This window comes from Chitinimonas sp. JJ19 (assembly GCF_036961565.1).
GTDB lineage: Bacteria > Pseudomonadota > Gammaproteobacteria > Burkholderiales > Chitinimonadaceae > Chitinimonas.
The window spans coordinates 174,032-189,715 of the sequence record NZ_JBAMDD010000008.1; the positions used below are offsets into that span (position 1 = coordinate 174,032).

General features: G+C 60.4%; 16 protein-coding genes and 1 pseudogene. 8 read left to right on the forward strand and 9 right to left on the reverse strand.

Annotated features, from left to right (window positions below):
• Position 1: 1 nt before the first annotated feature.
• The 6 genes from V7714_RS12140 to V7714_RS12165 form a co-directional block, all read right to left on the reverse strand.
• Positions 2 to 622: a hypothetical protein gene (locus V7714_RS12140; protein ID WP_335709952.1), complete on the reverse strand. Its 621-nt coding sequence runs from the start codon at positions 620 to 622 to the stop codon at positions 2 to 4.
• A 20-nt stretch (positions 623 to 642) separates the two neighbouring features.
• Positions 643 to 1,128 (reverse strand): hypothetical protein, encoded by a 486-nt coding sequence (locus V7714_RS12145; RefSeq protein WP_335709953.1) that lies wholly within the window; start codon positions 1,126 to 1,128, stop codon positions 643 to 645.
• A 763-nt stretch (positions 1,129 to 1,891) separates the two neighbouring features.
• Positions 1,892 to 2,431: a terminase small subunit gene (locus V7714_RS12150; protein ID WP_335709954.1), complete on the reverse strand. Its 540-nt coding sequence runs from the start codon at positions 2,429 to 2,431 to the stop codon at positions 1,892 to 1,894.
• Positions 2,425 to 3,018, reverse strand: coding sequence for a hypothetical protein (locus V7714_RS12155; protein ID WP_335709955.1), 594 nt, complete (start codon positions 3,016 to 3,018; stop codon positions 2,425 to 2,427). Before V7714_RS12155 ends, V7714_RS12150 begins: the two co-directional genes overlap by 7 nt.
• Positions 3,018 to 3,494, reverse strand: a complete 477-nt coding sequence (locus V7714_RS12160) for a lysozyme (RefSeq protein WP_335709956.1) — start codon at positions 3,492 to 3,494, stop codon at positions 3,018 to 3,020. Before V7714_RS12160 ends, V7714_RS12155 begins: the two co-directional genes overlap by 1 nt.
• Positions 3,491 to 3,709, reverse strand: coding sequence for a hypothetical protein (locus V7714_RS12165; RefSeq protein WP_335709957.1), 219 nt, complete (start codon positions 3,707 to 3,709; stop codon positions 3,491 to 3,493). The genes V7714_RS12160 and V7714_RS12165 overlap by 4 nt, the downstream gene beginning before the upstream one ends.
• Before the next feature lie 394 nt (positions 3,710 to 4,103).
• Between V7714_RS12165 and V7714_RS12170 the strand changes: the two genes are divergently transcribed.
• Positions 4,104 to 4,868 (forward strand): substrate-binding periplasmic protein, encoded by a 765-nt coding sequence (locus V7714_RS12170; RefSeq protein ID WP_335709958.1) that lies wholly within the window; start codon positions 4,104 to 4,106, stop codon positions 4,866 to 4,868.
• Between the two features lie 197 nt (positions 4,869 to 5,065).
• Here the strand turns inward: V7714_RS12170 and V7714_RS12175 are convergent, their stop codons facing one another.
• On the reverse strand, positions 5,066 to 5,593 hold the full coding sequence (locus tag V7714_RS12175) for a hypothetical protein (protein ID WP_335709959.1): 528 nt from the start codon (positions 5,591 to 5,593) through the stop codon (positions 5,066 to 5,068).
• 134 nt (positions 5,594 to 5,727) lie between these two features.
• On the opposite strand from V7714_RS12175, the gene V7714_RS12180 reads away from it, so the two are divergent.
• The 7 genes and pseudogenes from V7714_RS12180 to V7714_RS12210 all read left to right on the forward strand — a co-directional run bounded on the left by V7714_RS12180 (position 5,728) and on the right by V7714_RS12210 (position 13,611).
• Positions 5,728 to 6,414, forward strand: coding sequence for a LexA family transcriptional regulator (locus V7714_RS12180; protein WP_335709960.1), 687 nt, complete (start codon positions 5,728 to 5,730; stop codon positions 6,412 to 6,414).
• Between the two features lie 38 nt (positions 6,415 to 6,452).
• A complete protein-coding gene (locus V7714_RS12185; protein WP_335709961.1) occupies positions 6,453 to 6,905 on the forward strand; it encodes a GNAT family N-acetyltransferase in 453 nt (150 codons plus the stop codon).
• Positions 6,906 to 7,168: 263 nt separating this feature from the next.
• Entirely contained in the window at positions 7,169 to 9,454 is a 2,286-nt protein-coding gene (locus tag V7714_RS12190; protein WP_335709962.1) for a S8 family serine peptidase, read from the forward strand.
• Between the two features lie 166 nt (positions 9,455 to 9,620).
• Complete coding sequence (locus V7714_RS12195; protein ID WP_335709963.1) at positions 9,621 to 10,904, forward strand: VRR-NUC domain-containing protein; 1,284 nt, start codon at positions 9,621 to 9,623, stop codon at positions 10,902 to 10,904.
• Between the two features lie 22 nt (positions 10,905 to 10,926).
• Entirely contained in the window at positions 10,927 to 11,274 is a 348-nt protein-coding gene (locus tag V7714_RS12200; protein WP_335709964.1) for a VRR-NUC domain-containing protein, read from the forward strand.
• Positions 11,275 to 11,537: 263 nt separating this feature from the next.
• Positions 11,538 to 13,205: pseudogene (locus tag V7714_RS12205) on the forward strand (ATP-dependent DNA helicase); the annotation flags it as partial.
• 94 nt (positions 13,206 to 13,299) lie between these two features.
• Positions 13,300 to 13,611 carry a helicase C-terminal domain-containing protein gene (locus V7714_RS12210; protein ID WP_335710010.1) on the forward strand — a complete coding sequence of 104 codons (312 nt, stop codon included), beginning with the start codon at positions 13,300 to 13,302 and terminating at the stop codon, positions 13,609 to 13,611.
• On the opposite strand, the gene V7714_RS12215 is transcribed toward V7714_RS12210, so the two are convergent.
• Together V7714_RS12215 and V7714_RS12220 are read right to left on the reverse strand one after the other, a co-directional pair.
• Entirely contained in the window at positions 13,531 to 14,166 is a 636-nt protein-coding gene (locus tag V7714_RS12215) for a histidine phosphatase family protein (protein ID WP_335709965.1), read from the reverse strand. The two genes, V7714_RS12210 and V7714_RS12215, sit on opposite strands and share 81 nt — an antisense overlap.
• A gap of 494 nt (positions 14,167 to 14,660) precedes the next feature.
• Positions 14,661 to 15,623 carry a class I SAM-dependent methyltransferase gene (locus V7714_RS12220; RefSeq protein WP_335709966.1) on the reverse strand — a complete coding sequence of 321 codons (963 nt, stop codon included), beginning with the start codon at positions 15,621 to 15,623 and terminating at the stop codon, positions 14,661 to 14,663.
• Between the last annotated feature and the right edge of the window lie 61 nt (positions 15,624 to 15,684).

Genomic DNA, 15,684 nt, shown 5'->3' on the forward strand with positions numbered 1-15,684 from the left:
CTTAGTTTATACCGGGAGGAACGATGGTAATCGTTCCATTTGGGTGGACAGAAATATAGCCGGAAGGCCCGAATGGTTGGCCCGCCCGCTCCGGTGGGAATGGCCCACGAATACCTGAGCGCTGGAAAAATTCCTGCGGACTAACTATTGGTCCACTGGGCGGATTATTACCAGAGAATATCCTGATACCTCTTTCGGACTTCAACGCACCAGCAGAATCGAAAGCATCAAGAATGTTGTCTATCTGATGATTTTTCATTTTGGCCGCAAAGCCGATATCAAGATCGCTATCAGGACGGAAAGCCCCTTCCCCGAAGAAAGAACGCACTCGGCTTCCTCCGATAACAACCTCCACAGGTTTATTAGGATTAAAAGCACTTTGCAACAGTGCCTTAGCCTGCGCCACGTCAAGACCAGGCACCATCTGAGTGATGTGCCCAACTTGCTCGTCTAAACCAGCGGTAGTGATAACAGTGCGCTCCATGATCCGAGTCGCACTGTTTGGAACGTTAATCTGCCCAATTCTCAGGACTCCGGTCGCAGCCTGCCTGCGCAGTACAGACAAACCAATCCCGAAAACCGACGCAACACCCGCGGTAGCAACTTTCGGTAATGATGCCATGTCCTTCGTCGTACTTCCACCTACCGTGCACCAGGACCAGTTGCCACGGGGAGAATCTCTTCCGGCCCAGTTACCAGCACAGAGTCCTCAAACTTAGCTTGGTCAGCTTTCCAACCGATGTTGCCATACCAGCCACGCATCGCCTCCGCCGCCGCAATCTGGTCGGTAAGCTGAACCACCAGTTGTGCTTGTTGATTCTGGCTCAGGCTGCGCATTTGCTTACGCAAATCCTTGAAGGCATTGGCACGCCCAACTAATCCATCTTGAATGATACTGGCATTGGTCAACTCAGCAGCAGCAATAAAGCTTTCAGCCACCCTATCTACCTGCTGTTGCTCAACAGCAGAAATTGGTGTGATCGAGACACTCCCATCCCAAGGTTCAGTACTAGTCCCTGATGAGTACCCCCCCCAAGCCGCGGCACGCTGCATGCTTTCCACTAGCGACTGCATGGCAGCATAACGCGCATTAGGGAGAGCGGAGGACAGGCCTGCAAGGTCTATCATGACGCCGCGTGGTACTTGTCTGTTCGGATAGGCAGCCCTATTCGCATTGCGCAGAATTCTCGCCTCACGACAATCAATCCAGTGCGTCGCCAATGCATTCCCGGTACGGGCACCGGGGAAGGTGATGGGGGAGGCAGCCTGCGACTGATAGTGGTGTTCTAGACTGCTAGCATCTACGGGAGGCGACCCAGTGAGGGCGGCGGCCGAATTCCGCAGGCTACGCTGTGCCTCCCGACTTGGTCCGGTTTTCTGAGCTAGGCTATTTCCACCCTCATTACCAAATCTAGCCCCATTTGACGGCAATATGCCCCCCTTCGAAACAGCAACGCCACCTTGCGGTGGCGCGTTGCGTGGCTCGTTAACAGGGCTTTTACCTGTTGGCTTCGCTCGTTGACGAGCTTCCGCAAGGATTCGATATCTGGCTGCGTCAGCCGACTTATAGTTCGTGAGGTAACGCGCTTCACTGGCAGTATGGTTGTCACGAGTCGACTCCCCCGTTTCGGACGCAGCCCATGCCAGGATAGGCCTGTCCCAGCGCCGCCCCTGCCACCAATCCGGATACATGCCCGTCAAATGGAAAGCCAGCTCAGCGCCACAGCAGAACGTCTTGCCATTCTGGTTGCCAGCGCGCAGCAAACGCTCCCGATACACGCCACCGGCAGCATGAAATTGCTGCTGCTTCTGATAAGGCCGGTACACCCGCAGGCGGTTCTCCCGCAACCGCCGCCCCCTTTCGTCCAGCAAGCGCAGCAACTGGCGCCGCTTATCCGTCGCTGCTGAGCATGGCAATCCTTGCATCGAGTTCAGCATCCGTCAGCTCTTCCAGTTCATGTTTCACCGTCTGCTTGTCGTTGAACAAGCCCAGATGGCGAGCGAGGCTATCCAGTGCAGCCTTCTTATCCAGCAGCTTGACCTTCCTGATCGTCGCCCCCTCACCCGCAGCCAGCTCTGCCACATCCATGGCCGTCAGCACCGCCGCCGAATCCGCATCCAGTTCCAGCACGGTTTTCAAGCGCCCATCGGGATGAAACAAACGCCTCGGATCAAAAAATGCAATGCGCGCATATTCGTTCAACACCCTGTCCTGGCTGATCTCCGTACGCTGCTGGCGGGCCGCCATACGCTCCGCTACCGCCTCCGCCACCGCAGCGACCTTCAGCAAACGACGTGCCCCGTTAGCCGCCGTAGCCCCATTGCTCGCGGCAAAACCAGCACGTAGATACGCCGCCGCACCATTCAAATCCACCAGATACTCGTCCACAAACCGTTGTCGCCTGAGCGACAGTTGTTGGGAGCTCACCATGTCCACCCCGCCCGCAGGCGTGGGTCCAGTCGCGAATCCTGCGCCAGCAGCTCCCCCCCCAGGCGTAAGCGGCCTATATCCCGCTCCAGCCAGATACCCGCCACACGCTGTCGTGGTGACCAGCTCAGGCCCGCAGCCCAGGTATTGGGTGGCGCCGACAAGCGCATCGGCGTCAGCGGCATATCCAAGCCAGTGAGCACCTCGCCATCGGGTGAACTCGCCACCACGCGCTGCCCCCCTTCCGCATCCCGCACCAGGCTCACATCAACCTGTACCGGGTCACACAGGCAATCCAACGCAAACGCCGATTCCGTCGGTTGGGTCTGCGGCTGCACATGCAGCTGTATACGGCGCTCCTCCACACTCTCCGCAGGCAAGGCATGCACAGGCTTGCCTGCCTTGGCCATGGGCCGTCTCTCCACTACCAGCGCACCGTCAGCCTGGCGCACAGCCGGCGCAGGCGTCATCGCCTCGCGCCGCTCAGCCTCACCAAACAGCCAATAACCGATCAGTAGACCTACCCCCACCAGGGCCGTCAGCAGCACCAGCACGCCCCCTACCTTCAAATATGCCCAGGCCTGATTCATCACAGCACAGCCCTCCCCTCGCATACCGCCCGCTCATGCGCCCTGCGCCTGACTAACCCTGGCCACTGCCGACCACCCGCATAAGTCCAACGGCTCAGCTCCGCACAGGCCCCCATCAAATCCCCCGCCTTCGCCTTGCGTGCCAACGTAGATCGACAAAGCTGGCGCCCGCCCACATTGAAGGCAAACGAAGTCAGCGCCGCCTGCATCCCCACCGGCAACGCCACCGGTATGCAGCGCGCCACATCCGCCATGGCAACACGTGTTCCCGCCACCAGCATGCCGGCACATTCTTCAGCGCTATACGTCCTGCCCATCCGTACGGCAGCACCTGTTTGCCCAAAACAGGCGGTAGGCACCTCAACCGGGTCCAGATAAGCCTGACGTACCTCCCCCTCATGCGGGGCAATCAGCAAGGCGGCCAGCAGCAAGCTCCCGGCCGCTCCCGCAGCAATCAAACGCCCCCGCAAGCTCATATCCGCCTCCGCAGCCAACGGCCTATCCGGCGCAAGCAATTACCGCCACCAAACTTGTCACGCCACAGCACCAGCAACTGCATCACCGTGTAAAGCAAAGTCACCAACAACACCAAGTCAGACAGCTGCAAGCCTGCCAATGTCATCGCACCAACCGACACCGGCGGTGCCGCCTTGATCGCCTCCAGCCCCACATCGTATGTTCGTTGATCCATCCCTCATCACCCTCCAGAAACGCAAACGCCCAATCCGGCTGGCATCAACCGGATTGGGCGCAGAAACGAAAAAACCCGGCGCAAGGCCGGGTTTTTGTCGCACTTATTGAAAGTAACAGAACAATGATCTCACACTTCATGCGGCAACGCAAGTCCCGAGTAAGCTGTTCAAGGTATTTCCGTCGCGTGCAATAACTGCACCCATACGTAACAACCACTTACCGCGACAGCCCTCCTCACTGCATCATAATCCGGTACGATTTTGGTCTGGCTCACCACCGCCGCAGCCCGCTTTCCGCGCATCCCCAGCAAAGCGCCAGGGCCCAGCTACACTGGTCTGATGAAAGCCCCCTGGCACCCTGCCTTGTGCATGCAGTCCCCATGGCGCAGCTACATGGCTGCCCTGTGCCTGCTCAGCCTCGCCTGTAGCCACACCTTTGCGGCTGAAAGCAGCGTACTCAAGGTCCCATCCCAAAGTGGCACCGAGCCCAAGTACCTCACCCTACCCGATGGCAGCATAGGCGGAATCTGCATTGATATACTCAGGGCAATAGAACGACTGGAACCCACTATCCGTTTTAGCGGCGACCAGGAGCTACAGCCCGCTGCACGCATTGAAGCCTTGATGGCAGCCGGCTCGATAGACGTCGAATGTGGCCTATCCAGAACACCTGAGCGAGAGGCCCGCTTTGTCTATATCGAACCCGCCTTGTTCCAGGTGCGCTACCACCTGGTAGCCCGTGCCGACGATACCGTGTCCATCCAGCAATGGGACGACGTGCGTAAGCTAGGTGATCGCGGCATCATACTCACTACCCATGGCTTCGGCCCTGTCAACCGCCTGCACGCCCTGGGTGGCTTACAGATAGACTCCAATGCCAAAGACACCCCCACCAACCTGCAAAAATTGCTGGCTGGCCGCGGGCGTTTCTTTTACCACCGCCTGCCTGGCATCAAGGGCGATATACGTAAGCTGGGGCTGGAAGGAAAGGTGCGCATACTGCCCACCGTCATGGATCGTCAGGCCTTTTATCTGACGTTTGCCCGGCATGTACCACAGGCAGTCGTTGATCGGATCAAGGCAGCGCTACGCCAGCTGGAGCACGCCGGCGATCTCAAGCGCATAGCCGATAAATGGGATGACGGGCCTGCTGTGTAACCACATGCTAGCGCAGAGAAACCTCGAGCGCGGGCACCCGGGAAACCCGGGTGCTAAGCATGGCGGCAACTCAAACAACGGCCCGACCTTGATTGAGCCCCACCCCTCCCCCCGCCCGCCGGCGGGGAACCTCGCTAAGCTCGACAAAGCGCTTGAAGCGGTTTCGTCGCCTCAGTTGTACACCTACACAAGCTGACCTATGAACCGGTGCGTGATGCATCCTGGTCCGGCCGCAGGAGTGCATCAAATCGATGCGCCACCGCCTCCAGAGCAGCCGTGTAGTGCTTATCCAACTCAGTCCACACTGCGTGCTTGTAGCGATGCGCCGTCGCCGCCGAGCAACCCGCCATGGCAGCCAGTTCCACTTCCGACCCCGCACTCGCCCCCTTCTGACTGACTGGTGTCATCCACATCCTTGCCGCATAGCGCGCCGCCTGAAAACCATACTTGCACGGCACGCCGTCCGCAGCCGCGATACTCATATTCTCGCGCATGGTTGGGTTGAACAAGCCAAACACCACGCACTTCTGCCCCACCGGCAAGCTAGAAAGAAAAGCCATCACAACTGCTGCCTGAGCATGCTTGTCATGTGCCGACATCCCTACAGGCCCGCCACCCCGCACTTCGGCCGACCCCGCGTCATAGCATCGCGCACTACGCAATATCGGACGCTCGCTCGTCTCAAACGCCCACGCCAACAGATGTGCCGCCGATTTGAATTGCATGCCTTCTCTCCTCATTCCAATGCGTACCATCGCCTCAAAGCGGGCGCTACCAACCAATACATTGTACGTCATTACGTACCACAATTCAACAAAAAGGACGCGCATTCGTACTTAATATGCATGACAATCCGGCAATGCGTACTCTATCCGAACGAATGCAAGCCGCCGCCGATGCGGCCAAGGTCTCCCAGGCCGACATCGCACGCCATCTGGGCGTATCGCGCTCAACGGTCAACCAATGGTTCAATGGTCGTGCACACAGCCTCAGTGCAGACTATGGCGCGCGCGCAGCCACCTTCCTGAACGTCAATGCACTCTGGCTTTCCTCAGGCAAAGGCCCCATGCGGCCGGGAGAAATACCCGCAGGCGCAGCCGTTGCTGCGTACAACGACTTCACCGAGCTGGACGAACAGCGCTACGTCAAGGTCCCCAGCTATGACGTGGGCCTCTCCGCCGGCAATGGCAACCTGGCCTGGGTAGAGCATAGCGAGGATGACCCCTTGGTATTCCGTGCCAGCTTCTTCAAGGCGCGCGGACGTAAGCCCGAGAATGCCAAGGCACTCTATGTACGCGGCCGCTCCATGGAACCCGAGCTACGCGACGGCGACACCGTCGTCATCGATATCGCCGACACCCGCATTGTTGATGGCGAGGTCTATGCCGTATTGGTTGGTGACCAACTCTTCATCAAGTTCGTTGATCGCCTCACTGATGGCATCCGCCTGCGCTCGGCCAATCCCGAGTTCGCCGCCCAGGATATACGCGGCGAAGACCTGGAGCGCTTCAGGGTGCTGGGAAAGAAGTTCTGGCGCGCAGGCTGAGCACAGGCCTACCTATCATCCTCCCAACCACGATGCCCATGCTGCACATACAAGCAGAAGACCCCGGCTCCCCCGATGCCCAGCTATTGATGGACGAGCTTTCCACGGTACTCGCCCACATCACCGGTGATAGCGGGCGAGCCTCCTTCAACCCGGATGACGTGCGCGCAGCCAAGGCCACCTTTGTGATCGCCCGCAACAACACAGGCCAGGCCGTCGGTTGCGGCGCCTTCCGCCCCCTCGGTGAGGGTGTTGCCGAAATCAAGCGCATGTATTCCCGGCCCGGCCATCAAGGTGTCGGCTCGGCCATCCTGGCTCACCTTGAAGCGCGGGCGCGTACCCTGGGCTACCAGGCACTCTGGCTGGAGACCCGCAAGGTCAACGAACGCGCAGTCAACTTCTATCGCACTCGCGGCTTCCAGACCATAGACAACTACGGCAAATACCTCGGCAATACCCAGGCCATCTGCTTTGCCAAGCAACTGGGTTGATGCTCAAACACAGGCGCACCGTCTATCCTGTGGCCCTTGTGCAGGCACACACTGTTTCCTCACAGACCAGAATCCACGTACCAGACTGCCCTACCCCATCACGAGCGCACAGGCTGAACCTGTCACCATCAAGGTCAGGGAAAAATACCTGCAAGACCTCCAGCCACGAGAGTAACCTGTCCGCCCGGTTGGATTCAGCCACGCCGCTGGTCTAATCTCACTTGATCCAACATCCATCGCAGTCCGCTTTATCCGGAGTCCCCATGACCGCCTCCCGCAGTATTCTCAGCCTGATCAGCCTGGCACTGGCTACTGGTGCATTCGCCCAAGCCCGCCTGGATGGTGCCCTGCAAGCCATTGCCCGCAATCCAGCCCTGCAAGCGCAGGTCATCCCCGCCAGTGCAGGCAGCAAACCCAATATGGTGCCTGCGCTGCTGCGCTTTGAAGGAAAGGGCTTGGATGCCGCGCGCGCCAACGGTGTCACCGTGCGCAGCGTGCTGGGCGATATTGCCTCGGTCGACATTCCCAGGAATAAATTGCTGCAGGTCGCCAAGCTGCCGGGCGTCATGTTCATCGAAGCGGCGCGCAAGCTCAGCCCCAAGCTCGACAGCAGTGTCGCCGCCACCAAGGCCAATACCCTACGCAGCGGCACGGGCTTCAGCCTGACCGGCGCTACTGGCAAGGGTGTCATTGTCGGCATCGTGGATGATGGCATCGACTACCGCCACCTGGATTTCCGCAAGCAGGATGGCAGCACCCGGCTGCTGCAGCTATGGGATATGCGCGCCAGCGGTGCGTCAGGTGCGCCACCTAGCGGCTTTACCTATGGCGGCATCTGCACCGCAGCCATGATCAACGCGGCCATCCAAGGCAACAGCACCATGTGCCGGCAACCGTCCAGCGGCGGCCATGGCACCCATGTTGCCAGCATTGCAGCAGGCAATGGCCAGGCAACCGGCGGCAACATGGCCGCCTTCCGCATGGTGGGCATGGCGCCCGAGGCCGACATTGTTTCGGCCAACGCCATAGGCAGCGGCGTCGCCGCCAGCAACGCCGTGGTCGATGCCGTCAGCTATATCAAGCAGGTAGCCAGCCAAGCCGGCAAACCCGCTGTGGTCAACCTCAGCCTGGGCAGCTACTTCGGCGCACGCGATGGCACCTCCAATTATGAGCGCGCCTTGTCCAACGCAGTCGATGCCGGCTTCATGATAGTCGGTGCAGCCGGCAACGAAGGCGATGCCAAAATACGCGCCAGCGGCAATATCAGCCAAGGTGAAACCGTCACCGTGGGTTACGAAGTCCCTGACGGCAGCCAGACCTACTATCTGGAAATGTGGTACCCCGGCACACAATCGTTCAGCGTACGCGTCACCGGCCCAGGCGGCCTTGATTGCGACAGTGGGCTGATCGCCGTCAATCAATCAATCGACAAGGAAACCAGTTGCGGTCAGATTGTGGTGGCCTCCACCGACACCCTGGCCAGCAACGACGACAGGCAGATCTACATCACGCTGAACCCCAGTGTATCGGATGTTACCGTCGGCAAATGGGGCATCTCCCTCACAGCCAACTCGCTCGGCGGCGCTCCCGGCCGCTTCAGCCTCATCGGTGGTGAGGACGCCAGCGGCGGCACCTTTACCGATCACACCGACAATATCACCAGCGAGATCATCACCGACACCGCCTCGGCCACCAATGTCCTGGGCGTCGCAGCCTACGTCACCAAGCGCAGCTGGAAAGCCATAGACGGCAGCACCTACAACGTCCCGGACGATGTCGTAGGCGACATCACTGGCTTCTCCAGTCGTGGTCCACGCCGCGACTGTAGCAACCTGGCCAAGTGCCCCGCCATCATGAAGCCAGAGATCACCGCGCCCGGCGCCACCATCTTTGCGGCCTTGGCACAAGACGATACCGATACATCGGAAAGCAATACCGACCCCGATGGCAAGCATGTCGGCAAGAGCGGCACCAGTATGGCTACACCCCATGTTGCTGGCGCCATCGCCCTGCTGCTGCAGAAAAAACCCAACCTGACGCTGGCTGAAGTCAAGCAGGCACTCCTGGGCCATGTCCAAACCAACGGCTTCGTGGGCACGCTACCTGTCTACAACGCCCAGACCCTGCTGCCGCAATCCCCCAACTACACCTGGGGCTACGGCATACTCGACGTCGCAGCCGCCTACAACGCCATCAGTTTTGGCCCCACCTTCTCATTGGCACGCACCGCCAACGCGACCGAAGTCAGCTACAACGCCACCATCCAGCCCGGCAGCGCCGACCTGGGCAAAACCGTCAATATCTACATCGGCGTTCAGGTAGGCAGCAACCTCTTCCTACGCAATGGCAGCAACTGGGAACTCTACGCCCCACCCGCCATTCCCGTGGCAGGCACTGCCGTCGCCAACACCAGCATTCCGGTGCACATTGCCACCATCCCCGTGGGCGTCAACAACGACCTCCTTGGCTCGCAGATCTATGTCGGCTACGGCAACAGCGTCGATGAAATGCTCAATGGCAAGGTCGCCATGCCAGGCTTCGTGCAGTAATCCCACTAGCAGAAACGAAACCAGGGCGCTTCTTCCACCAAAGAAGCGCCCTGCTCATGTGTGGGTTCAATCAGCGTCACAGTGGCATTGCAAAGAGAACGATCGTTCACCATAATGGTACTACCACAGCTTGGTGCCTATCTACGGTCTCTTTCCTACCCCTACCATGCAGCGCCCCACGCTTGCCCCGCTCTACTATCTCACCAACTTCCACAGAGCGCTGGGCTGGATTACCGAACGCTATAGCGACTTGCTGGGTGATCCCGAGCAGGCATTCATCGCCGCCTTTCAGCAACTGCCCTTCCCCTCACAGGCACTGCTTGTTCGGCTGGTCATGCGCACGGGTCCGCTATTCCTTGCCCGCAAGTTGCATTACCCCGAAATTGGTTGCATCAGCGCTGCCGCCGCACCGCTCATCGGCCTCGGCTGGCTGGATGCACAGCCCGAACTGAGCCTGCCCCAGCTATTCCAGCTATTGACCCGGGCCGATCTCGCGCAAATCTTGCCTACTGGCCCGGCAGGTCAACGCAAGGATGCCTGGCTGGCCGAGCTCAGCCCGCAGTACCCAGAGCCGCGCCCCCTGGCTGCCTGGCAGCCCACCACCAGCGATACTATTTACGCACTGCAAATCACCCCGCTTTGCGAGCGCCTGCGGCTGATGTTCTTTGGCAATCTGCACCAGGATTGGTCGGAATTCGTCCTCACCGACCTGGGTGTATTCCAGTATGAAAAAGTCCCGTTCAGTCCTCAGTCGCGCGCCTTTCAGCATCGCCAGGACATAGACGACTACCTCCACCTGCACGACTGCCGCCAGCGCCTTCGCCAAGGCGCCGCCCTGCCCGAGCTGATGGACGCCATCCCCTCCCTGCCTTATGACAACCCTTGGCTGGAAAGTCGCCGCGCCAGATTGCTATACCAGTTGGCACAGCAATGCGAAACCGACGATACGGCAGCCGCCCTGGCCATATACCAACGCAGCAACCACCCTGGCGCACGAGCTCGCCAGGTCAGGCTGCTAGAGCGGCAGCAGCAATACACCTCAGCCTATGCCTTGGCCACGGCCGCCTTGCAGCAACCGGAGAACGACGCCGAACAGCAACAACTGACGCGCATGCTGCCACGGTTGGCCCGCCGGCTGGGCCAGGTCAAACCAGCACCCACACCAGCCTCGCCCGTGCCGGAACAATGGCTGGAGCTACCACGCCCCGAGTCCGGGCTGACTGTCGAACTGGTCGTTCGCGATCATCTCCATCGCATCGACGCCCCAGTTCACTATGTCGAAAACACCCTGCTGAATGGCCTGTTCGGCCTACTGTTCTGGCCAGCCCTGTATGCCCCCCTTGCCCGGCGCTTTCTTTCATCCCTTCCAGGCCGCCCCTGCCGATCTCTATCGACCGGATTTCCAGCAACGCCGGGCGGCCATATGTGCGCAATGCTTCGCCGAGCTTGATAGCGGTAGCTATAGAGAAACCGTGCGGCAGCGCTACCAGGAAAAAGCCGGCCTGCAGTGCCCCTTCATCCACTGGCCCTGGCTCCCGCCCACTCTGCTGGAGCACGCCTTGGCCGCCATTCCGCCACAGCACCTCAAGCTATTGTTTCAACGCATGCTTGCCGACCTCCAAGCCAACCGTACCGGCCTGCCCGACCTGATACAGTTTCAGGCAGGCCACCCAGGCTACCGCATGATCGAAGTCAAGGGCCCAGGCGACAAGCTGCAAGACAACCAGAAGCGCTGGCTGGCCTACTGCCTGGCCCACCAGCTCCCAATCATCGTGTGCTATGTCCGCTGGCAAGCGCGTAGCGAGGCAGGTGCCGCGTGAGCTACACCATCGCCGTACGTGCCTTGTGCGAATTCACCGCCAAGGCAGGTGATCTGGACCTGCGCTTCACCCCCGCCCCCACGGCCCAGGAGGGCATTGCCGGCCACCAGGCTGTCACTGCACGACGCGGCAGCGGCTATCAGGCCGAAATCAGCTTGTCCGTTCAATACCAGAACCTGCTGGTGCGCGGCCGCGCCGATGGCTACGACCCGGGCAACAATCGGCTGGAGGAAATCAAGACGCACCGTGGCGACCTGGCACGCATGCCCGCCAATCACCGGGCGCTCCACTGGGCGCAGCTCAAAGTCTATGGACACCTGCTCTGCCAGCAGCGCCAACTCAAGCAACTGGAACTGGCGCTGGTGTACTACGACATCCACAGCCAGAGAGAGACACTGCTGACAGAACTCCACAGCGCCGCCAGCCTGCAACAGTATTTCGAAACCCTGTGCGGCCGCTTTACCGCCTGGGCCGAGCAGGAACTGCAGCACCAGCGGCAACGCAACCAGCAACTGCAGCAGTTGGCCTTCCCTCATCCGCATTTCCGGCCAGGCCAGCGCGATCTGGCAGAGGCCGTCTACAAGGCAGCCAGCACCCGGCGCCATCTGCTGGCCCAAGCCCCGACCGGCTTGGGTAAAACGGTAGCCACCCTGTTTCCCCTGCTCAAGGCCATGCCCGCCCAACAATTGGACAAGCTGTTCTTCCTGACGGCGAAAACACCCGGCCGTCGACTGGCGCTCGATAGCCTGTCACGGCTGCAACAAGGTATGGCCAGCGGCTCCCTGCGCACGCTGGAGCTGGTCGCGCGCGACAAAGCCTGCGAACACCCAGACAAAGCCTGCCACGGTGATGCCTGCCCGCTCGCCCAAGGCTTCTACGACCGGCTACCCGCAGCCCGCGCGGCTGCCATTGGCTTGCCGCTGCAAGATCAGGTGAATTTGCGCGATATCGCGCTGGCCCACCAGGTCTGCCCCTACTACCTGAGCCAAGAGATGGCACGCTGGAGCGATGTCGTCGTCGGTGACTACAACTATTATTTCGATACCAGCGCCCTGCTCCATGGCCTGACTCAAGCACAACAATGGCAGGTGGGCGTGCTGGTGGACGAGGCCCATAATCTGGTAGACCGTGCGCGCAAGATGTACAGCGCCACGCTCGATCAAACAGCATTCCGCCTGGCCCGCAAGCAAGCCCCCAAGGCGCTACGCAAAACACTGGATCGTCTGCACCGTAGCTGGAAAACCTTCACAGACGCCCAGCAAACACCCTACCAGGCCCACCCCACACTGCCCGATACCCTGCTCAACCCGCTGCAACAAGCTATCAGCGCCATTACCGATCACCTGGTCGAGCAGCCATTGGGGCTGGACCCCACACTACAACAGTTCTATTTCGATGCCCTGCATTTCACCCACCTGGCCGAGGTTTACGACCTGCACTCGCAATTCGATAGCACCCTGAGCGGCACGCATACACGGCAAGCCAACAGCATCCTCTGCCTGCGCAACATCCTGCCCGCCCCTTTCCTGCAGCCACGCTTTGCCAGCACCCACAGCACCACCCTGTTCTCCGCCACGCTCAGCCCCTGGCACTATTACGCCGACACGCTGGGCTTGCCACCAGACGCTGCGTGGATCAACGTCGATTCGCCCTTTCAAGCCAGCCAGCTGCAGGTAAGCCTGGTCAATGACATCTCCACCCGCTATCCGCACCGCCAGGCATCCCTCGAGCCCATCTGCAAGCTGATCGCCCAGCAATACCACCGCCATCCAGGCAACTACCTGGCGTTCTTCAGCAGCTTTGACTACCTGCAGCAGGTCAGCCAGGCCTTCCAGTCCCGCCACCCGCACATCCCCATCTGGCAGCAGGCCAGACGCATGGATGAAACCGAGCGGCAAGGCTTTCTGGTGCATTTTTTCCCCGGCGGACAAGGCATAGGTTTCGCCGTCTTGGGCGGCGCCTTTGCCGAGGGCATAGACCTGCCAGGCGACCGGCTTATCGGCCGCCTTCGTCGCCACCCTGGGCCTGCCGCAATTCAATCCCGTCAACGAGCAGATCATGCAGCGCATGAGCACCCTGTTCGGCACCGGCTACGAATACGCCTACCTTTATCCCGGTCTGCAAAAAGTGGTCCAGGCCGCCGGCCGGGTAATCCGCACCCAGCAAGACCAAGGCTACGTCTACCTGATCGACGATCGTTACTGCCGCCCCGAAATACAGGCCCTGCTGCCCACATGGTGGGACTTGCAGCTAACCTCAGCCACCCAAGTGCAGGTGGGGCCGATTGAGTCCATCCAGCGTAAAGGCCAGTTCCCCACCGAGCATGGCGGTCGATAGCTGATGGAAATGCGCACAGTCGCAAGGCAGGTAATAACGCGCCAATGCCGCCACCGGTGCATGCAATATCAAACCCAGCAGATGCTCTATGGTGCCGCCATGGCAAACCACAATCACATGCTGGTCGGGGCGCGCCAGCAGCTGTTGCTGCAAGTGCGCGAACCATCCCGCCACTCGCACCCGGTGCTGGGCCACGCTTTCCTCCCCCATCAGACTGCGCTCAGGGTCAAGCAGACCGTCCTCCTGCAGTTGCCGCGACAGGTGCCCCGTCAGCTGCGGCAGGGCATCAAAGCTACGCTCCGCCAGGCTGGCCTCATACCGTATCGGCACCTGCAGTCGCTCTGCCACGCAGGTGGCCGTCTCACTCGCGCGGCGTATCGGGCTGGCATACAACAGGCACTCCCCGCCCAGCCCAGCCAGCGCCTCGGCCAGAGCCCTGGCGGCGCCCCAGCCCGATACCGTCAGGCCATTCTCTGCATCAGCCAGCAAAGGTAAATGCCCTTCTCGCACAGCCGACATCGGCTCTGCATGTCTTGCTAACACCAGCACTAGCACACCTCATATCAGTTAGAGCCTGTTCAAAGTCTTTTCGCCGCGCGCCGGCCCGCTGGGCTGAGCTGGAAAATGGCCAGGCACAAGGCGTGGTGCGCAGGCAATAACAAGTTATTGCCAAGCGCCGCAACGCAGTGAATGGCCGTTTTCCAGTTCAGCCCTTCGGGCTCCCGTACGGGTTCGAAGCCTTGCCGGCGAATGGCGGCGTTGCAAGCCGCTGACGGTACCGGTACCGGAACCCGTACCGCTGCGCGGCTTGCGCCTTGCCCTTCATCCAGCAAGGTTGCGAACGACGCGGCGAAAAGACTTTGAACAGGCTCTTAGATGATTTTGATCAATCATCACTTGATTACCGCCACCAGAAGCGGAACGCGCTGGCGATAGGCGCCCACCATCGGGCACCATCACCAGCGCAACAACGGCCTGGGAGAGCCCACCCTTCCTTACCTAGCAGTTAGGCCGAATCAAGCTCACACAACAGCGCCATAGGGCTTGGGTTAACGTCCTTTCACGGCAGACACCAGATACATCACTGCAGCACCACCATACCAATAGCGCCCCGTCTCCAGCAGCGCGCGCAACCGCGCATGGCGCGTATCAACATCGGCTGCATACGCCTGTACGAAATCAGCGTCCTCCCGGCTTAGCACGGTAGCCCAACGCGCCACATGGCTATTCCATAGCGCCACCCGCTCCGGCAACATGCTCTCGCACAGTTCCGCCAGGTCGGCTTGCGCCTCCTTGCCGCCATAGGGTGCCAGCACCGGCGAGGCCTTGTCCGAGAGATAACTCTGAACCTCGGCAAAACCCGCCTGCCGGAACAGGCTAGCCAGGCCATCCCCCAGAGAAGAGTAGCCTTCGCCCACCAGCCGCTTGCCCGTCTCGCACAGCAGGCGGTAGCGATATGCCGCCAAGCGCTCTGCCGGCGTCATGCCGGCCTCCAGTGCACTGGCCATGCCGGCATTGGCCAGATTGCTCGGTTCGGCGCAGATCACCCTGCCGCCCGGCTTGGCTACCCGGTGCATCTCCCGCAACGCGGCCAAGGGGTCAGGCAGATGTATCAACACCGTCTGGCAAGTCACCAGGTCAAAGCTATTGTCGGCATAAGGCAGGCAAGCCGCATCACCCTGGCTGAACACCAGGCTAGCCCCTTGTTCAGCAAATTGGCGCTGCAGTGCCAGGTTGCCCTGCGACCATTTGATATCGCTATCCAGGCCCGTAATCTGCGGCTGCTCCGCCAAGTAGGGCAGCAGCAAACGGCTCCAGTGGCATTGCCCACAGCCCACATCCAATACGCTGCGGTAGTGCTGCAACTGCCAGCGCTTGGCAATCAGCTGCAGAAAGTCCGCGTTCCACCAGAAATCCCGATAGGCCCTAAAGTATTCCTCTGAGTGGCCAAGGGCGTGGTGGGCATGGGTAGATACAGCAGCCGGCGTGGCCGGCGTCAAAGATGAAGTCATATTCCTGTCCTGTAGAGACGCAACAACACCGCCCTTGCACAGCAAGGGCATGTAAAAAACC